The sequence below is a fragment of the Kitasatospora sp. NPDC023118 genome (assembly GCF_055560875.1).
Genome location: NZ_JBVHHW010000010.1, coordinates 210,403 through 229,175, shown reverse-complemented (window position 1 = coordinate 229,175; position 18,773 = coordinate 210,403). Strand labels below are relative to the sequence as shown.

16 protein-coding genes are annotated in these 18,773 nt (G+C 73.1%); 12 read left to right on the top strand and 4 right to left on the bottom strand.

Annotated elements, in window-relative coordinates:
* Window positions 1-93 precede the first annotated feature (93 nt).
* The 3 genes from ACZ3UD_RS15790 (at window position 94) to ACZ3UD_RS15780 (ending at window position 2,891) form a co-directional block, all read left to right on the top strand.
* Window positions 94-780: a hypothetical protein gene (locus ACZ3UD_RS15790; protein WP_465586832.1), complete on the top strand. Its 687-nt coding sequence runs from the start codon at window positions 94-96 to the stop codon at window positions 778-780.
* Window positions 781-1,180: 400 nt separating this feature from the next.
* A complete protein-coding gene (locus tag ACZ3UD_RS15785) occupies window positions 1,181-1,978 on the top strand; it encodes an SGNH/GDSL hydrolase family protein (RefSeq protein WP_465586829.1) in 798 nt (265 codons plus the stop codon).
* 115 nt (window positions 1,979-2,093) lie between these two features.
* Window positions 2,094-2,891, top strand: coding sequence for an SGNH/GDSL hydrolase family protein (locus ACZ3UD_RS15780; RefSeq protein WP_465586826.1), 798 nt, complete (start codon window positions 2,094-2,096; stop codon window positions 2,889-2,891).
* A 94-nt stretch (window positions 2,892-2,985) separates the two neighbouring features.
* Here ACZ3UD_RS15780 and ACZ3UD_RS15775 read toward each other — a convergent pair whose 3' ends face one another.
* From ACZ3UD_RS15775 to ACZ3UD_RS15765, 3 genes are all read right to left on the bottom strand, one after another.
* Window positions 2,986-3,891, bottom strand: coding sequence for a nitroreductase/quinone reductase family protein (locus ACZ3UD_RS15775; RefSeq protein ID WP_465586824.1), 906 nt, complete (start codon window positions 3,889-3,891; stop codon window positions 2,986-2,988).
* Between the two features lie 461 nt (window positions 3,892-4,352).
* Window positions 4,353-5,474: a polysaccharide deacetylase family protein gene (locus ACZ3UD_RS15770; protein WP_465586999.1), complete on the bottom strand. Its 1,122-nt coding sequence runs from the start codon at window positions 5,472-5,474 to the stop codon at window positions 4,353-4,355.
* 296 nt (window positions 5,475-5,770) lie between these two features.
* On the bottom strand, window positions 5,771-7,597 hold the full coding sequence (locus tag ACZ3UD_RS15765) for an AMP-dependent synthetase/ligase (protein WP_465586821.1): 1,827 nt from the start codon (window positions 7,595-7,597) through the stop codon (window positions 5,771-5,773).
* A 592-nt stretch (window positions 7,598-8,189) separates the two neighbouring features.
* Between ACZ3UD_RS15765 and ACZ3UD_RS15760 the strand changes: the two genes are divergently transcribed.
* The 5 genes from ACZ3UD_RS15760 (at window position 8,190) to ACZ3UD_RS15740 (ending at window position 14,521) form a co-directional block, all read left to right on the top strand.
* Window positions 8,190-11,219 carry a sensor histidine kinase gene (locus tag ACZ3UD_RS15760; RefSeq protein WP_465586819.1) on the top strand — a complete coding sequence of 1,010 codons (3,030 nt, stop codon included), beginning with the start codon at window positions 8,190-8,192 and terminating at the stop codon, window positions 11,217-11,219.
* The gene (locus tag ACZ3UD_RS15755) at window positions 11,216-11,635 is read left to right on the top strand and encodes a roadblock/LC7 domain-containing protein (protein WP_393024371.1); all 420 of its coding nucleotides are present in this window, start codon (window positions 11,216-11,218) and stop codon (window positions 11,633-11,635) included. The genes ACZ3UD_RS15760 and ACZ3UD_RS15755 overlap by 4 nt, the downstream gene beginning before the upstream one ends.
* Window positions 11,636-11,838: 203 nt before the next feature.
* On the top strand, window positions 11,839-12,243 hold the full coding sequence (locus tag ACZ3UD_RS15750) for a DUF742 domain-containing protein (RefSeq protein WP_465586997.1): 405 nt from the start codon (window positions 11,839-11,841) through the stop codon (window positions 12,241-12,243).
* Window positions 12,224-12,871: a GTP-binding protein gene (locus tag ACZ3UD_RS15745; RefSeq protein ID WP_465586816.1), complete on the top strand. Its 648-nt coding sequence runs from the start codon at window positions 12,224-12,226 to the stop codon at window positions 12,869-12,871. Before ACZ3UD_RS15750 ends, ACZ3UD_RS15745 begins: the two co-directional genes overlap by 20 nt.
* A 948-nt stretch (window positions 12,872-13,819) precedes the next feature.
* The gene (locus tag ACZ3UD_RS15740; RefSeq protein WP_465586813.1) at window positions 13,820-14,521 is read left to right on the top strand and encodes a winged helix-turn-helix domain-containing protein; all 702 of its coding nucleotides are present in this window, start codon (window positions 13,820-13,822) and stop codon (window positions 14,519-14,521) included.
* A gap of 125 nt (window positions 14,522-14,646) precedes the next feature.
* On the opposite strand, the gene ACZ3UD_RS15735 is transcribed toward ACZ3UD_RS15740, so the two are convergent.
* Complete coding sequence (locus ACZ3UD_RS15735; protein ID WP_465586811.1) at window positions 14,647-15,639, bottom strand: aldo/keto reductase; 993 nt, start codon at window positions 15,637-15,639, stop codon at window positions 14,647-14,649.
* Between the two features lie 329 nt (window positions 15,640-15,968).
* Between ACZ3UD_RS15735 and ACZ3UD_RS15730 the strand changes: the two genes are divergently transcribed.
* From ACZ3UD_RS15730 to ACZ3UD_RS15715, 4 genes are all read left to right on the top strand, one after another.
* Window positions 15,969-16,535, top strand: a complete 567-nt coding sequence (locus tag ACZ3UD_RS15730) for a TetR/AcrR family transcriptional regulator (RefSeq protein ID WP_465586808.1) — start codon at window positions 15,969-15,971, stop codon at window positions 16,533-16,535.
* An 86-nt stretch (window positions 16,536-16,621) separates the two neighbouring features.
* Window positions 16,622-17,197, top strand: coding sequence for a DUF4865 family protein (locus ACZ3UD_RS15725; RefSeq protein ID WP_465586805.1), 576 nt, complete (start codon window positions 16,622-16,624; stop codon window positions 17,195-17,197).
* A 17-nt stretch (window positions 17,198-17,214) separates the two neighbouring features.
* Window positions 17,215-17,754, top strand: coding sequence for a carboxymuconolactone decarboxylase family protein (locus ACZ3UD_RS15720; protein WP_465586802.1), 540 nt, complete (start codon window positions 17,215-17,217; stop codon window positions 17,752-17,754).
* Window positions 17,751-18,713, top strand: a complete 963-nt coding sequence (locus tag ACZ3UD_RS15715; protein ID WP_465586799.1) for a phosphotriesterase family protein — start codon at window positions 17,751-17,753, stop codon at window positions 18,711-18,713. Before ACZ3UD_RS15720 ends, ACZ3UD_RS15715 begins: the two co-directional genes overlap by 4 nt.
* The last annotated feature ends 60 nt before the right edge of the window (window positions 18,714-18,773 follow it).

Below are 18,773 nucleotides of genomic sequence, written 5' to 3'. Positions count from 1 at the left end.
TCATCGACCGCCTGTTCGGGGAAGATCGGAGAAGATCAACAGCAGGAGCGCGCGGTACCCCACGCCGCCGCTCCGGCCGCTCCGCTCCGAACCATGCACCGCAGGTCCGGCGAGCCCGACACCGAGAGGGGGACGCACGGCATGGGCCGGATCGAGTTCACGGCGGAAGTCGCCGAGCTGCTCGGGAAGGTGCGGCGGCGTCCCACGGCGGGCTGGCCGTGGCGGCCGGGCGAGCAGGTGCCGGACGGGTTGCCGGTGAAGCAGTCCTGGGGCTGGCTGTTCGCCCCGGACGGGCGGGTGCTCACCCTGGTGAACCCTCGGGACGGGATCTGCTCGCTGCCCGGCGGCTCGCTGGAGCCGGAGGACGACGGGGACCCGGCCGCGGCCCTGGCCCGGGAGGCGGGCGAGGAGGCCCAGGCCGTGATCGGCCGCCCGTACTACCTCGGCTACCTCTACGACCGGGTCGGTTCGGCCAACGGCGGGCACGAGTGCGCGCGGGTCCGGATGGCGGCGGCGCTGCGAGCGGTCGGCCCGAGCGTGGCCGACCCGGCCTCGGGCCGGCACTACCGGCGGCTGCTGGTCGCGCCGGGGCTCGCGGTCGAGCTGCTGGGCTGGGGCGCGCCCGGGCTGCGCCAGGCCCGGACGGCGGTCGCCACGGCCGTCCGCTGGCTCGGCGTGCCCGCCGCCGCGAACGAGACGATCGAGGAGCTGCCGGTCGAGGGCTGCGCAGTCTTCCCGGGGTCGGTGTACGCGGGGGGCGACCGGCTGGCGGGGAACTGAGCCGCGCCCTTGGGACGGGTGGGTCAACGGGGCCGTGGCGCGCCTTCGGGTGGGCAGGGTTCGACGGGGTCGTGGCGCGCCCTCGGGCAGCGTGCCGGTGCTGTGACGTACCTCGGGGCGGGGAGGGGTGACGGGGCCTCGCCGCCGAACTGGCGCGGCGGTGGCCGTACGCTGACCAGCGGCTGATGCCGCGCTGACTTCCCCGGAATTTCTCATCCACACGCGATGACCGACGCGCATCGACGTATACCCGCGCCCACCAGCGTGAACTCACGCTCCATTCGCGGCGGTTCACTCCCACGCTATCAGACGGACCGTCAATGTCCTTGGCATGAGCGCTTCCGCGTTTGGCTACTGCCTGGTATCCCTTCCTGTGACCCACGTCATATCAGGAGGTGCGATGCTCCGCCCTGCTCGTGCTCTGTCCGTGGCCGCGATAGCGGCTCTCCTCTCCATGACGACGCTCCTCGCGGCGACTTCCGCCAGCGCGGCCGGTGTGAACTACGTCGCCCTGGGGGACTCCTACTCGGCCGGTGTCGGTGCCGGCAGTTACCTGAGCGACAGCGGTAGCTGCAAGCGCAGCACCAACGCCTACGCCTACCTGTGGAAGAACGCGCACAAGCCGTCATCCTTCAGCTTCGTGGCCTGTTCGGGGGCGAGAACCGGCGACGTCCTCAACAGCCAGATCTCCGCCGTGAACTCCGGCACCACGCTCGTCAGTCTCACGATCGGCGGCAACGACGCGGGCTTCGCCGACACCATGAAGACCTGTGTGCTGGGCTCCGACAGCGACTGCCTGAACGCCGTCAACACGGCCAAGGGCTACGCCGTCAACACCCTGCCCGGCCAGCTGGACCAGGTCTACTCCGCCATCCACGCCAAGGCGCCGAACGCCCACGTCGTGGTGATGGGCTACCCGCACCTGTACAAGGTGGGCGGCTCCTGCATCTTCGGCATCGGTGACACCAAGCGCGCCGCCATCAACGGCGCCGCCGACACGCTGGACGGCGTCATCGCCAAGCGGGTCGCCAACGCGGGCTTCACCTTCGGCGACGTGCGGAGCATCTTCACCGACCACGAGATCTGCGGCTCGCTGAGCACCTGGCTGCACAGCACCACGCTGCCGATCGACGAGAGCTACCACCCGAACTCGGCCGGCCAGTCCGGCGGCTACCTGCCGGTCTTCAGCCGCTCCTGAGCCGTACGGCCGTGACGTTCCGCCAGGCGCTCCAGCGGAACACCGGTCCCGTCGTCCGGTGCTCGGCTGCCGCCCGGCATCCGATCGATGACCCACGCCATCACCAGGAGGTGCAATGCTCCGCCCTTTTCGCGCCCTGTCCGTCGCCGCTGTAGCCGCTCTCCTCACGCTGACGACGCTCTTCACGGCGTCCTCCGCCAGCGCGGCCGGTGTCAACTACGTGGCGCTCGGCGACTCCTACTCGGCCGGTGTCGGCGCCGGCAGCTACCTGAGCGACAGCGGTAGCTGCAAGCGCAGCACCAACGCCTACGCCTACCTGTGGACCAACGCGAACTCCCCGTCCTCCTTCTCCTTCGTGGCCTGTTCGGGCGCCAGAACCGGCGACGTCCTCAACAGCCAGATCTCCGCCCTGGACTCCGGCACCACGCTGGTCAGCCTCACGATCGGCGGCAACGACGCGGGGTTCTCCAGCATCATGCAGACCTGTGTGCTGGGGAGCGACAGTGACTGCCTGAACGCCGTCAGGACGGGCGAGAACTACGCCGTCAACACCCTGCCCGGCCAGCTGGACCAGGTCTACTCCGCGATCCACGCCAAGGCGCCGAACGCCCACGTCGTGGTGATGGACTACCCGCACCTGTACCAGCTCGACGGCTCCTGCATCTTCGGCATCGGTGACACCAAGCGCGCCGCCATCAACGAGGCCGCCGACACGCTGGACGGCGTCATCGCCAAGCGGGTCGCCAATGCCGGCTTCACCTTCGGTGACGTGCGCGACATCTTCTCCGGGCACGAGATCTGCGGGTCGCTGGACACTTGGCTGCACAGCACCACGCTGCCGATCGACGAGAGCTACCACCCGAACGCGGCCGGCCAGGCCAACGGCTACCTGCCGGTCTTCAGCCAGTCCTGAGGCCCCGGCTCCAGCGCTCCGTCAGGTGCGCGACGCAACACCGGTGCCACCGTCCCCTCCCCACAGCTCGGGAGGGGACGGCGGCACCGCCGCGTCAGCCGCCGGCCGGGGCGGACCGGACCGGCGGGAAGGGGATCCCGGCGAGGGCGGGCAGCAGCTCGGCCTCCTCGTAGTCGAGGTGCGCCTCCAGCTCGGCCGACATCCGGTCCAGCTCGGCTCGGAGCAGCTCTGGCTCGGCGACCGTGATCCCGTCCAGCAGCGCCACCAGCTGCTCCTTGATCCGCTTGATCTCCCGGTGCTGCTCGCCGAGCCGCTCCAGCACCTCGGAGAGCTCCGGGTGGCTGCGGGCGAGAGCCGGGAAGATCGCGGCGTCCTCACCGGTGTGGTGGTGCGTCAGCCCCTGGCAGAACGCCAGGCAGTGCTGCCGCAGTTGCAGGCCGAGCCCGGCCGGGCGGCCGGGGGAGTGGGCCCGCGCCTCGTCCCGGACGTGACGTAGCTGCGCGCGCAACCAGGTGTGCGCTTCCAACAGCTTGTCGGCGAGGCTGTGCACCTCGCGGGGGGCATCGGTCGGGGCCCCGGGTCGTTCCAGGACGACCACCGGCAACTCGCGCTCGGTGTGCGCCTGGTAGTCGCCGTACCCGGGTGCCGACCGGACGACTGCGGCGAACAGCCGCTCCCGGTGGGCGCCTTCGGTGGGTACGGCGATCGCGTCGAAGGCGTTGGTGCCGAGCTCGACCCGGACCACCGGGTGGGCCAGCAGATTGCGGTACCACTGCGGGTGCTCCGGCGCCCCGGCCGCCGAGGCGACGACCAGCAGCAGCCCCTCGGCCCGGACGTACCCGAGCGGGACGGTGTGCGGCCGCCCGGTGTGGGCCCCGGTGGTGGTCAGCAACAGCAGGTCGCCGCCCTCGAAGGGGCCGCCGACCCGGCCGCCGTTGGCGCGGAACTCGTCGATGACGCTCAGATTGAAGGAATTGGCGGGATTGGAGGAATTGGGCATACGTGTGTGGTGGAGTCTCCGGAGAATTCGGGGGAGTCGCGGCCACATGCGGTACCACGTGAGAACGGGCGGACACCGCGGTGACCGCCTACGTCAGATCAGGGCAGCGGAGAAAGTACTCATCGCGCATCGTCCCCTTGGGGTATCAGGTGCTGGCTCGGCTGTCGGCCGGCCCACTGCTCTGTGGCCGACGCCGCGCTGCACGCCCTCCATTAGAGCCATGCGCGGACGTCCTGTCAACGAGCAAGATCGCCACCCGGAGGGAAGCGGACGCCACCATGGACCGCCTCGTCGACCTCGGCGCGAGCGGGTGCGGCGAACGGGTGACGGCGAGCGGCGGACGTCGGACGGATGACAGCAGACAGATTTCATCATCTGAAATCTGTCTGCTGTCATCCGTCATCTGTCGGCCCGGGAACCCCGGGACCCGGCAGCTCGCCGGCCCGCGGCCCGACGCTATGTCAGCGCAGGTAGTCCACCAACCCCGCCGGCTTCAGCCCGGCGGCGTCCGCGGCGGCGAGGGCGCGCGTCAGGTCGGTGGCGAGGGTGTCGGTCCAGTGCATCAGCAGGACGTCACCCGGCTGCAGCGGGCCCGGGTGCCAGATGCCGGAGGCGCCCCAGCTGAAGTCGGCGTCGGCGGTCAGCACGGTGCGGATGCCGCAATTGGCCGCGGCCTGCAGGGTGTCGGAGTTCCAGGCGAAGGACGGCGGACGGAACACCACGGGCGCGGTGCTGAACAGGCGGGTCATCGCGTCGCGGGCGTCGCAGATCTCGACCTGCTGCTGCTCCAGCGGCAGCTTGCTGAGGTCGGAGTGCGAGACGCTGTGGTCCTGGATCGAGGAGCCGGGTACGGCGGTGACCCGCTTGAAGAAGTCCGGGTCGGTGCCGGCCGGCATCGGCAGCGGGAAGGCGGTGATCGGCAGGTGGTGGTCGGTGATGAACCGCTCCGCCTCGGGGGTGCGCTGCCAGCCGTCGTCCACGGTGAAGAAGACGACCTTGTCGCTGGTCGGGATCGAGCCCCGCGCCACCGCCGAGGCGGGCGCCGGGCCGTCGACCCGCAGGTCGTCCACCGAGAACGGCCCCTGCTGGTACCAGCCGTGCACGTACAGCCGGATGCTGCGGGCGCTCGGACCAGTGGTGAAGCGGGTGGCCAGCTGCTGCCAGCCGCCGTCGGTGGTCTCGGTCCAGGCGGGGGCGACGTCCCGGCCGGTGCCCGTGGCACCCAAGTAGACGAACTTGCCGCGCACCCAGGCCGACGCGGTATACGTGGTGCCGGGTTGGACGGCAACGGTCTGCGCACATTCGCCGGTGGAGTCGGCGTCCGCCGGGGTGACGGTGAGCGCGGAGTTCCCGGAGTGCGGGGCGGTGGTGGTGACGGCCGCCTCGGCCGGGCCGCCGGTGCAGCTCCAGCCGGGGATGCTGCCCCAGTCCGCGAGGTCGGGGGAGGGCAGCTCGAAGCCGGGGTTGGTGGCCAGGTTGACGGTCGGCCCGGCGGAACCGCCGGTGTCGGCGGAGGCCGCCGGTAGGGCGAAGCCGGCGAGCAGCGCGACGGAGGCGGCCAGCGCGGACAGGCGCGTGGACATCGACACGTGAGGACTCCAGCGTGTGGGGGCACGCCCGTGGGGAGGGCGTGAGCGGAATCAGGATCGTGGAACTCGGGGCGGTCGAGCTCGTGACCGTAGAGCTCGGAGCCGTGGAGCGGGGGCGCTCCCGGAGGGGCGGGAGCGGGCTGTACCGGTGCGCCGCACGCGGACCGAAGAGCAACAATGGACTGGACCAATCGGCCCGTCAAGGGAACGGCCGGTGAACCGCAACCGAGAACGCCCTTGTCTCATAACGGACAAGACGGTGCGTCAGTGACGATGCGGGCCAGCCCGGTTCAGGCGAGGTACAACTCCTCGATGTCCTCCGCGTAGTGCTCCGCGATCGCCGCCCGCCGCAGCTTGAGCGAGGGCGTGAGGAGCCCCTGTTCCAGGCTGAACTCCCGTGGCAGCAGCCGGAAGGCGCGGATCGACTCGGCCCGCGAGACCGCCGTGTTCGCCGCCGCCACCGCGCGCTGGATCTCGACGTGCAACTGCTCGTCCGCGAGCGCCGTCCACGGGTCCAGTTGCTCCCGCCCGTGGGTCTTCAACCAGTGCGCCAGTGCGGCCGGGTCGAGCGTGATCAGCGCGGCCACGTACGGGCGGTCGTCGCCCACCACCAGGCACTGGGAGACCAGCGGGTGCGCCTCGACCCGCTCCTCCAGCGCGGTCGGGGCGAGGTTCTTTCCGCTGCTGGTGACGATCAAGTCCTTCTTGCGCCCGGTGATGGTGAGGTAGCCGTCCCCGTCCAGCCGGCCCAGGTCGCCGGTGGCGAACCAGCCGTCCACCAGCGATTCCGCCGTGCACTGCGGGTGGTTGAGGTAGCCGCCGAACACCGAGCCGCCGCGCACCCACACCTCGCCGTCGTCGGCGATCGCCACCGAGGCGCCGGGCACCGGCCGGCCGACCGTGCCGAGCTTCTGCCGTCCGGCCGGGTTCGCGGTGATCGCGGCGGTGGTCTCGGTCAGCCCGTAGCCCTCGTACAGTTGGAGCCCGGCGCCGGTGAAGAACAGGCCCAACTCGCGCCGCAGCGAGGACCCGCCGCACATCACGCTGCGCACCCGGCCGCCGAGCACGGCGCGCAGCTTGGGGTAGACGGTCCGCTCGTAGGCGAGGTGGCGCAGCCGCAGCGCGGCGCCCGGGCCGGGGCCGCGGCCGAAGGCCTTCTGCTCCCGGGCGGCCGCCCAGTCGACGGCCACCTGCCGGGCCTGCTCGAAGAGTTCGCCCCGCCCGCCCTCCTCGGCGGCGCGCCTGGCCTGCTGGAAGATCTTCTCGAAGACGTACGGCACGGCGTGCAGAAAGGTCGGCCGGAAGGTCTCCAGGGCGGGCAGCAGCGCGTCGGTGGACACCTCGGGGATGTGGCCGATCCGGAAGCCGCCGCGGACCGCCGCGATCTGCACGGCCCGCCCGTAGACGTGCGCGAGCGGCAGGAACAGCAGGGTCGCGGGCTGGCCGCCGCCGGTGTCGCGGAAGACGTCTCCCCAGCCGTCGAGCAGCGCGTCGGCCTCGGCGGCGAGGTTGCCGTGGGTGATCAGGCAGCCCTTGGGCCGGCCGGTGGTGCCCGAGGTGTAGACGACGGTGGCGATGTTGGCGGCGGCGACGCCGAGCCGCTGGCGGTGCACCAGCGCGTCGGGTACGTCCAGGCCGTCCTCGGTGATCGCGGCGACGCAGTCGCGGTCGAGCTGCCAGATGCCGGTCAGGTCGGGCAGCGCGTCGCAGACCGCGCCGACGGTCATCGCGGCGTCCTCGTCCTCGACCAGGCAGGCCACCGCCTGGGTCTCGGCGAGGATCCAGCGCACCTGCTCGGGCGCGGCGGTGGGGTAGACCGGGACGGTGATCGCGCCGATCGACCAGAGTGCGTAGTCGAACAGCGTCCACTCGTAGCGGGTGCGGGACATCAGGGCGACCCGGTCGCCGTAGCGCACGCCGCGGGTCAGCAGGCCCTTCGCGAGAGCGAGCACCTGGTCCCGGAACTCCCGCGCGGTGACGTCCTGCCACCGCCCGTCGCTGGTCCGCCAGGACAGCTGGATCAGCTCGGGCGTGCGTTCGGCGGTGTCGTACAGGGAGTCGGTGAGTCCTCCGGTGGCCTCGCGCCCGGGCGGGGCGGGCGTGGTGAACTCGCGCACAGTCCTCCCCAGTTCGCGTCTCGCGGCGCTGTCTGTCGGTCCCGGCAGACGGGCGTCGGGGTGGCGGCGCCCGGTCGCGGGGGTGGAGCGAAACTATCGGATCGTCCTGTCACTGCCCAGGGTTGTGGCGGTGACGCGACGAGATCGGCACGGGTCTGCTCGGATGGTGTTGTGGTCGGGGAGGTGAGGGGGAGGATTCGGGGAGTTGCTGCGCGCACGGTGTGACCTGGGCATTCGGGGTGTCGGTGGACGATCCGGGTGCGATCCGGGTGCGATCCGGGTCGGATCCGTCCGGGATCCGGGTACGGGACGGGTGCGGGACGGACGCGAGCGCGGGCGGCTCCTGACGTGTCCTGGGCAAGGTGGGGAAGCGGAGTGGTTCGACCCTCGAACGTGTGGTCACGGCGTAGTAGAGTCTCGCAGACCCGTGGCCGGGAGCCCTCCGCAGCTTCCTTCCCATACCTCCGCAAAGTCCGTCCGAGCCCCACTTCGCACGCCCGCCGAACCCGCCCGAGCCCGCCGAACCCTCCGCATCCCCCACACCGCTTCCCCGCTCCCCGTCCGCGCCTGGCACTTCCCGACCGAGGACTCCATGCGTCTGCGCAGCAGCTCGATCCGCGCGAAGATCATCGCGCTGCTCCTGGTGCCCATCGTCGCGCTCGCCGCCCTGTGGGTGTACGCGACGCTCGCCACCACCGGGGACGCCTGGAACCAGCTGGCGATCAGCCGTACGTACAAGGACTACGGCGCCGCGATCGATCAGTACGCGAGCGACCTGCAGAACGAGCGCCGGGCCGCCGTCCAGCGACTGGCCGACCCGAACTCGCCGGTCGCCCGGGACGCCTTCGAGCACGCCGCGGCCGCCACCGACCGCAGCCTCACCGTACTGCGACAGAAGAAGGACGGCGCCCACGGCGAACTCTCCGCCGCCCAGCGGGCCCGCCTGGTGCAGATCATCGCCGCCGCCGACCAGATCGCCCCTCTGCGCGCCCAGATCGGCCGCCTCGCGCTCAACTGGGAGTTCGCGCTCGGGCAGTACAGCGACCTGGTCCGGCCGGTGTTCGGCTTCCGGTCCGCCTACGTTGCCCGGCAGAGCGGCCAACTCCCGCGCCAGGGAACCATCCTGATCGAGCTGGTGCGTGCCCGCGAGTACCTCTCGCAGGAGGACGCGGCCATGGAGGGCCTGCGCGCCGGCCCCGCCAAGCCCACCGCCGAGCAGTACCAGGTCGCGCTGGACGCCCTGCACAACCAGCAGGCGCTGTTCACCGTCTACATCGCCGAACTCGAACCCGCCGACCAGTCCGACTACATCGCCCTGCGCGGAGGCGAGGCCTGGGGAGCGCTGGCCCGCGCCGAGGCGGACTTCGTCGGCGCCGGCGGCCCCGACCGGGTGGCCTGGGCGCTCAACGGCGACAACTGGCGGGAGACCGCCGACCGTTCGCTCGGCGACCTCGCCTCGATCAACTCCCGGATCGCCGCGGGCCTGGACGAGCGCGGGCGGTCCACCGCGATCGCGGCGCTCTGGAGCGGCGGCATCGCCGGTGCGATCGGCCTGGTCGCCGTCGTCCTGACCATCCTGATCTCCTTCCGGATCGGCCGGGGCCTCGCCCGCGAGCTGATCGGCCTGCGCAACGCCGCCAACGAACTGGCGACCACCCGACTGCCGTCCGTCATGCTGCGGCTGCGCCGCGGCGAACCGGTGGACGTGGGCGTCGAGGCGCCCGAACTGCACTTCGGCCAGGCCGAGATCGGGCAGGTCGGCCAGGCCATCAACGCGGTCCAGCGGGCCGCCGTGGAAGCCGCCGTGGAACAGGCCGAACTGCGGCGCGGTGTCTCGGCGGTGTTCGTCAACCTGGCCCGGCGCAGCCAGGTACTGCTGCACCGGCAGCTCACCCTGCTCGACACCATGGAACGCCGCACCGAGGACCCGGCGGAGCTGGAGGACCTCTTCAAGGTCGACCACCTCACCACCCGCATGCGCCGGCACGCCGAAGGCCTGATCATCCTGGCCGGCGGCTCGCCCGGGCGCGCCTGGCGCAAGCCGGTCCGGATGGTGGACGTGGTGCGCGCGGCGGTCGGCGAGGTCGAGGACTACGCCCGGGTGATCGTCCGGCCCTTCCCCGGTACCGGCCTGCTCGGCAGCGCCGTCGCCGACGTGACCCACCTGATCGCCGAACTCGTCGAGAACGCAGCGGTGTTCTCCCCGCCGGCCACCCAAGTCACCGTCCAGGGCGAGGTGGTGGCGCACGGCTTCGCGCTGGAGATCGACGACCGCGGACTCGGACTGAGCGAGCAGCTGCTCGCCGAGATCAACGAACGCCTCGCCGTGGAGCAGGAGTTCGACCTCGCCGACACCGACCGGCTGGGACTGTTCGTGGTCAGCCGGCTCGCCCGGCGGCACGGCATCCGGGTCCACCTGCGGCCCTCGCCCTACGGGGGGACCACAGCGGTGGTGCTGATCCCGCGCGAGCTGCTGGCGGAGGCACCGGACGGGCTGCCGGAGCCGCCCGCCCAGGGAGCCGCCGGAGCCGCAGCCGTCCGTGCGCCGAAGCGGGCGGCGACGGGACGGACGGCGACGGGACGGACGGCGGCGGGGCGGCGCGGGCAACGCGACCTGGTCGCGGTGCCGGGCGACGCCTCGGCGGCCGCCGCTGAGCCTCCGGCCGCTGCGGGCGGGCGGCACCGGGTGAGCGGCGGGCCGCGTCCGTCGGTGCCCGAGGCGGGGCGTACGGCCAACGGGCTGCCGCGCCGGGCGGCGCGGACCAAGGTCGGGCCGGTGCTGGTGCCCGCGCCGGCGCCGGACGTCGAGGGCGCTCCGGGGACGGGGCGGCACCGGCGGGACGTGGCGGGGGCCGAGGATGTGCCGACGGTTGCCGACTCTCCGACGGCCGTGCCGGCGGATGCTGTTTCGGCGGATGCCGTGCCGGTGGACGCCGTGCCGGTGGCCGCTGCCCCGGTGGCCGCCGCGCAGCGGACGCCGGGCGGTCTGCCGCGAAGGGTCCGGCAGGCGAACCTCGCGCCGCAGCTCAAGGAGCAGGCGAAGGAGCGGCTTCGCTCCGAGGCCGCGCCTGAGGACCGCGCGGCTCGGGAGGCCGGGTCGGCCGGCGCGTCGGGTGACGTCCGGGAGCTCCGGGAGTCGCGGGAGCGCTCGCCCGAGGAGGCCCGGGCCACCTTCGCGTCGTTCCAGCGCGGCTTCACCCGTGGGCGCGGCGCCACCGGACCGACCGATCGCACCGCCCGGGACCGCACCGCCCAGGACCGCGCCGTCCGGGACCGCAGCGTGCAGGATCGTTCCACCGCGTCAGGCACCCGGCCCACGGCCGTACCCGCCTGGCAGCCGCCGGACCTGTCCCGACGGGCGATCAGCCCGGCACCCGCCCCGGCGGCGCTGCCCGCGCCCACCCCCGAGGACGCCGGCCGGGCGCCGCTCGCCCGCCGGGTGCCGGCCCGGCAGCCGGTGCGGCGGAACCCGGCGCCCGCCTCGCCCGTATCACCAGTGGCACCCGCGGTACCCAAGGCGCCCGAAGCATCCGCAGTACCGGCATCACCCGCCTCACCCGTATCACCCGTATCACCCGCATCGCCTGCACCACCCGCTCCAGCGGAAGGAACTGATTCATGACCACTTCGACGCAGCCGTCCGGCGACCTCAACTGGCTCCTGGACGACCTGGTGGGGCGCGTCGCGGCCCTGCGGCACGCGGTGATCCTCTCCAGCGACGGCCTGGCCACCGGCGCCTCCCGCGACCTCGACCGGGAGGACGCCGAGCACCTCGCCGCCGTCGCGGCCGGGTTCCACAGCCTGGCCAAGGGCACCGGCGGGCACTTCAAGGTCGGCGGGGTCCGGCAGACCATGGTCGAGCTGGACGAGGCCTTCCTGTTCATCACGGCCGCCGGCGACGGCAGTTGCCTGGCGGTGCTGAGCGAGGCCGAGGCGGACATCGGCCAGATCGCCTACGAGATGGCCCTGCTGGTCAAGCGGGTCGGCGAGCACATGGCCGCCGAGCCGCGCACCGAAGCCGCCGCGCCGAGGAGCTGAGGGGTCCGATGGCGGATCCGAAGGCGGACGGTCCGGAGCGCCCCGGGGTGCCTGACGGCCCCGAGGCGCTCGACGGGCCGGAGGCGCTCGACGGGCCGGAGGCGCTCGACGGGCCGGAGGCACTCGACGGCCCCCAGGTGCCGGTGGACTCGGCCGAGCCCACCGACGAGGAGCAGGCGACCCCGGGCGGACCCGAGGTCGACCTGTTCCGGCCGCGCGCCCCGGCCGACGACCGCTGGTTCGACGACGAGGCCGGCCCCGTGGTGCGGCTCTATTCGATGACCCGGGGCCGCACCCGGCCGGTCGAGGAGGGTCTGTTCGACCTCATCTCGCTGATCACCGCCAAGGACCCCGGGCCGGACGCGGGGGCCGTGCCCGCGCACGTCCTCGACCCGGAGCACCAGACCCTGCTGGCCTGGTGCCGCCACGATCCGCTGTCCGTCGCCGAGCTCGGCTCCTACACCGACCTGCCGGTCAGCGTCGTGCGCGTCCTGCTCGGCGACCTCTACGACGCCGACCTGATCAGCGTCACCCGACCCGTTCCGCTCGCCGAGCTGCCGGACGAGCGCCTGCTGCGAGACGTGATCAATGGACTCCGTGCGCTCTGACCACACCCCTGCGGGCCCGTCCTCGGCGCCGCGCGGGAACGCCAACGACCCGCGGTGGCGCGGCGGTCCGGCCGTGGCGGTGAAGATCCTGGTCGCGGGCGGGTTCGGCGCGGGCAAGACCACCCTGGTCGGCGCGGTCAGCGAGATCCGGCCACTGCGCACCGAGGAGGAGCTCAGCGAGCTGGGCCGCCCGGTGGACGACACCTCGGGCGTCGAGGAGAAGCGCACCACCACGGTGGCCATGGACTTCGGCCGGATCGACCTGCGGCCCGGCCTCGCGCTCTACCTGTTCGGCACCCCCGGGCAGGACCGGTTCTGGTTCGTCTGGGACGAGTTGGCGCGCGGCGCGCTCGGCGCCGTGGTGCTCGCCGACACCCGGCGGCTGGCCGACTGCTTCCCCTCGGTCGACTTCTTCGAGCAGCGCGGCATCCCGTTCGTCGTCGCGGTCAACTGCTTCGAGGGCACCGAGCGGTTCGCCCCCGACGAGGTCCGGGACGCCCTTGACCTTGACCCGGAGGTCCCGGTGCTGCTGTGCGACGCGCGGTTGCGGGAAGACGGGAAGGAACTGCTGGTCGCCCTGGTCGAGCATGCCGCCGCCCTCCGTCGCCGGGCTCCCGCCCGGGCCTGACAGCCCCGGCCTGACCGTCCGTGGCCCGACATCCGGAGCCTGACCGGCAGGGCCTGACCGGCCGCCAAACACCGCTGGTCAAGGCTCCTTAGTTCGCCCGTCGTCTCATTCGACCGTCCGCATCCCGGACGTTCGACGCGCTGAAGGTTGCCTGGACCGGCTCGGGCGTGGAAGGCTCTGTGGACGAAGGCCGCGCCGGCCATGCCGTCGGGAAGTCGGGAAGGTCGGAAACGCCTCGTTCGCACGGGTGTTGCCGACCGGCGACCAGGCCTTCGACGATCCGACGCGGCATCGTCGGCGCGCACCGGCAGCGGTGCGTCGTCGGGCAGAACGAAGGGGGAGGGCAACAGGGATGACTGTCGGTCAGCGACGCACCACCGCCGTGCCCGGACCCGTCATGCCGGTGCTCACCGTCCGCCGTTACATCGACCACGCGCTGATCTGCAGCGCCTGTTGTCGCTGACGGCCTCACCCCGCCCCGGTACGTCCCCCGGCGGCTCCGGCCCACCCGGCCGCCGCCCGACGCACCACCGACCCCCGTCGACCAGGCCGTAGCGGACCGCCCCTCCGGTGTGCCCGCGGCCGACCAACCGGCCCCGCCCCGCGGAGAAACCAGTGAACATCGTCTGCCCCAGCCCTGCCCCCGGCGTCGCCGGCCGTCCCCGTCCGACCGGGCCGGCTCCCGCGATGTGCGAGGGGCCGTGGACCGGACGGTGGAACGGGCGCGCGCGTCGCGCCGTGGACAGCCGACAGGCTCGCCTCGACCTTGAGCCGTTCTGGCCGTCCCGGCAGCCGCACCTGTTCGATCAGACGTGTCCGGGCTCGCCCAGCGCGTCCCGGCTCTCCGCCCGCTGAACCCGGTTCGGTCCGGTCCAGCAACGGCAGTACGCCCGGTCGACGCGCAGACGACTCCACCCCGTCCGTCACGCGCGAAATGAGCGGCACACCATGTCTTCTTCCTCCACGGCCACCCTGACCCTGCCCACCGCGACCCCGCACCTGCGCGCGGTCCGATCCGTTCCCTCCGTCTCGCCGGTGCCGTCGGTTCCGCCTGTCGCCTCCGTTCCCTCGGCCGCTCCCGCCGCCGGACCGCAGCCCGGGGCGGTCGTCCCGCCGGCGCCCGCCTCGCTGCTGGCCGCGCTGCCGGAGGGGGCGACCGTCGTCGCCGCCCTGCCGCAGGGTGTGCTGCCGCAGGGGCTGCTCGCCCAGTACGGGCCGCAGGCCGGTGGTGCGGCGGGCCACCCGATGGTCGGGTACCTGGTTCTGGTGCCGGCCGAGAGCCCGGTGGCTCCGCCCTCGGGGGGCTCCGGGCCCGCTGTCCCGGGCGGCGTCTCGAATGCCGGCCGGCCGGTCCGTTCGGCCGGGCGCGGGATCACCGTCGACACCGAGCGGCGCAACGCCTACGTCGACGGGCGGCTGCTCGACCTCACCTACCTGGAGTTCGAGCTGCTGGCCCACCTCACCGAGCACCCGCAGCGAGTGCACACCCGGGACCACCTGGTCTCGGCGGTCTGGGGCTACGGCCACGTCGGGGACGGACGCACGGTCGACGTGCATGTCGCCCGGCTGCGCCGAAAGCTCGGAACGGCCTATCGGGACACGATCGTGACGGTCCGTCGGGTCGGCTACAAGTACACCCCGGCCGGCTGATCCGGTCCGTGGGCGGCGCCGGGCAGTCGACGGATTGCAGCTGACAGCTGACAGCAAACAGATAACAGCTGACAGACTTCGAAATCTGTCAGCTGTTATCTGTCGGCCGCCCGCCGCCGTCCGCCTCAGCGGCTCAGCCGGTCGATCTCCACCAGCTCCGCCTCCGTCAGCGGCCCGCCGGCCAGTGCGTCGAGGTTCTGGTCCAACTGGGCCACGCTGCTCGCCCCGATGATCACCGAGACCACCCGCGGGTCCCGCAGCACCCAGCACAGCGCCAGCTGCGCCAGGGTCTGCCCGCGCCCCTCGGCGACCTTGTTCAGGGCCCGCAGCTGCTCCAGCTTCGGCCCGGTCAGTGCCTCCTCGGTCAGGAACTTCCCGACCGACATCCGGGACCCGGCCGGCACCTCGCCGGAGAGGTAGCGGTCGGTCAACAGCCCCTGGGCGAGCGGCGAGTAGGCGATCAGGCTGGTCTGGGTGTCACCCACCGCGTCCAGCACGCCGGCCTCCTCCACGTACCGGTTGAGGATCGAGTACGCCGACTGGTTCATCAGCACCGGCGTCCCCAGCTCGCGCAGGATCGCCACCGCCTCCCGGTGCTGCTCCGCCGGGTAGTTGGAGATCGCCGCGTACAGCGCCTTGCCCGAGCGCACCGCGCTGTCCAGTGCCCCCATCGTCTCCTCGATCGGGGTGTCCGGGTCGTAGCGGTGCGAGTAGAAGACGTCGACGTAGTCCAGCCCCATCCGCCCCAGCGACTGGTCCAGGCTGGCCAGCAGGTACTTGCGGCTGCCGCCGTTGCCGTACGGGCCGGGCCACATGTCCCAGCCGGCCTTGGTCGCGATGAACATCTCGTCCCGGTACGGCCGGAAGTCCTGGGCGAACAGGTAGCCGAAGTTGCGCTCCGCGCTGCCGTACGGCGGGCCGTAGTTGTTCGCCAGGTCGAAGTGGGTGACGCCCCGGTCGAAGGCCCGGCGCAGCACCGCCCGCTGCACCTCCAGCGGCTGGGCGTCTCCGAAGTTGTGCCAGAGTCCGAGCGAGACGGCGGGCAGCTGCACACCGCTGCGGCCGGCCTTCCGGTAGGTCATCGAGGCATAGCGGTCATCCGAGGCGAGGTAGCTCATGCCGGACATCTTGCCAGCCGTCAGCGGCCGATCAAGCCCTCGCCCCGAGCCGCCGCGAACTGCGGTCCGCCACACCGCCCTTGGCGTGACAGAGACCCGGCAGTCCGCCCCGGCCTGCCCCTACCCGGGGAGACGTCCGCCACGGTGCGTGACGTGACGCGCGCCACCGGCCGCGGCGGAATGCCCGTCGCCGGTACGGGGGATGACGAACGGTCGAGGGGCCGTGGCCGCCGGGGGGCGGCGCACGGCCCTCGATCATCTCCGGCATTCGGAGTCCCGAGCGGGAGACCCCTGGCCTTCTGTACCTACTGGTATGTACAGTGATCCACATGAGCACTCAGGAACGCCTCATCGAGAGCACCCAGGCCCTCCTCTGGGAGCGCGGCTACGTCGGCACCAGCCCCAAGGCCATCCAGCAGCGTTCCGGGGTCGGCCAGGGCAGCATGTACCACCACTTCGCCGGCAAGCCCGACCTCGCCGCCGCCGCCCTACGCCGCAGCGCCGAGCAGATGCGCGGCATCGCCGACGCGGACCTCGCCGCCCCCGGCAGCGCCTACGACCGCATCGCCGCCTACCTGCACCGGGACCGCGAGGTGCTGCGCGGCTGCCGGATCGGCCGGATGGCGCAGGACCCGGACGTCATCGCCGACCCGCAGCTGCGCGCCCCGGTCGAGGAGACCTTCGACTGGCTGCGCGGCCGGATCGCCGACCTGGTCGCCGAGGGCCAGGCGAACGGCGAATTCGCCCCCGGCCTCGACCCGGCGGACACCGCCGCCGCCGTGGTCGCCGTCGTCCAGGGCGGCTACGTACTGGCCCGCGCCTCGAACAGCGCCGAGCCCTTCGAGCAGGCCACCCGAGGTGCCCTCGGCCTGCTCGGTGCGCACCGCCGCGCCTGACACCGGACGGCCACGACGAATCGGCCGCACAAGCCGAAGCCGCATCGCCCGAGGTCCGCCCGAAGACCACCCCGAGGAGCCCCGCCGTGCACGCCATGCAGTACGAGATCACCCTCCCCGCCGACTACGACATGGGCGTCATCCGCAAACGCGTCGCCGACAAGGGCCACCTGCTCGACGCCCACCCCGGCCTCGGCCTCAAGGCCTACCTGGTCCGCGAGCGCGGCCGGGACGGCTCGCCGGTCAACCAGTACGCGCCGTTCTACCTCTGGCACACCGCCGAGGGCATGAACAGCTTCCTGTGGGGCCCTGGCTTCCGCGGCCTGAGTGCCGACTTTGGCCGCCCCGCCGTCCACCACTGGCTCGGCGCGGGACTCGCCGAGGGCTCCCGTACCGTCGCCCCGACCAGTGCCACCCGCGCGACCGTACGACTCCCGGAGACCGCCGACCCGGCCGAGGTCGTCGAGCGGGCCCTCGCCGAACTGCCCGCCCACCCCGCCCTGCACACCGCCGCCGTCGCCGTGGACCCGAGCCGCTGGGAGCTGCTCCGGTTCGCCCTCTGGCACGGCCCGTCCCCCGAGGACGAGCCCGGCACCCACTACCAGGTGCTGCATCTGTCCCGACCCGAACTCGACCGGCTGCCGACCGGCCGGCACTGGTGAAAGGAACCACCACCGCCATGCCCACCGCCATGCCCACCGCCCCGACGGCCGCCCAGGCCGTCGCCATGACCCCCACTGCCACGACCCCCGCCGAGCTCGCGCCCGCTGACCTCACGCCCGCTGACCTCACGCCCGCCCCGCTCGACCGCGAAGCCGGCTACGCCCTGCTGGCCCAGCTCGCCGGCCCGGTCGCGGCCGCCACCCTCGGCGGTCTGGACGGCCTCGCCCCCGGCTTCCCCGACTGGATCGTCACCAGCCTCTTCGGCGGCACCTACCAGCGCCCCGGCCTCGCCCTGCGCGACCGCCAGATCGCCAACCTGGCCGCGCTCACCGCCCTCGGCGGCGTCGAGCCGCAGCTCGCCGACCACGTGCGCAACAGCCTGCGGATCGGGATGACGAGGGAGGAGATCACCGAGGTCCTGGTGCACCTGGCCCCCTACGTCGGCGTCCCCAAGACCCTGGCGGGCCTCCGGGTCGTCACCGCCACCTTCGCGGCGACCGACGCCCCGGCCGACGCCCCCGCAGCGGACGCGGAGGGCACAGAGGGCCGGCGATGACCACCCCAGCCGCCACCACCCGCACGGTCCGGACCGTCCTGGGCGACCTCGACCCCGCCGAGCTGGGCGTCACCGACGCCCACGACCACCTGTTCATCCGCAGCCCCCGGTTCCCCGGCCAGGAGCTGGACGACCCGGCCGCCGCCGAGGACGTCCTGCGCGCCTACGTCGCCGCCGGCGGCCGCACCCTCGTCCAGTGGACCCCGTGGGGCATGGGCCGGGGCGCGGACGCCCTCGCCGGGCTGTCCCGCACGACCGGCGTCCACATCGTCGCCGCCACCGGCGCACACCAGACGGCCCACTACCCCCAGGGCCGCTTCCCCGCCTCCGGCGACGACGTGAGCGACCGCACCGCCCCGTACGCCGACCTCGCCGAGCGCTTCGTCACCGAGCTCACCACCGGACTCCCCGGCGCGCCCGAGGGCGTCCGGCCCGGCCTGATCAAGATCGCCGACGACGCGGGCCCCCGCACCGGGCACACCCGTCGGACGATGGCCGCCGCCGCCGAGGCACACCACGCCACCGGTGCCCCGATCGCCGTCCACCTCGAACCCGACGGCGACCCGCACGGCGTCCTGCGCCAGCTCCACGGACGGTACGGAGTCCGCCCCGACCGGATCATCCTCGGCCACCTCACCCGCTTCACCGACCGGACGCTGCACCGCAGCCTGGCCGCAGAGGGCGTGTTCCTCGCCCTGGACAGCCCCTCCCGGATCGGCCACCCCGCCGACCTCCAGGCCTTCGACGTGATCGCCGACCTGGTCGAGGCGGGCCACGCCGACCGGCTGCTGCTCGGCGCCGACACCACCACCCGGACGGCCCGCGAGGTCGGCGGCCCCGCCCGGCTGCTCACCGACCTGGCCCCGCGGCTGGCCCGCGGTTTCGGTCCCGAGTTGCCCGGGCGGTTGCTGGTCGCCAACCCGGCCGCGGCCCTGGCCGCCGCCTGGCGCACCCCTTGAGATCGTCTGGGGCCCTCCGAGACCGTCCGAGGCCCGCGCAGCGCTCCCTCCTGTGGCCGA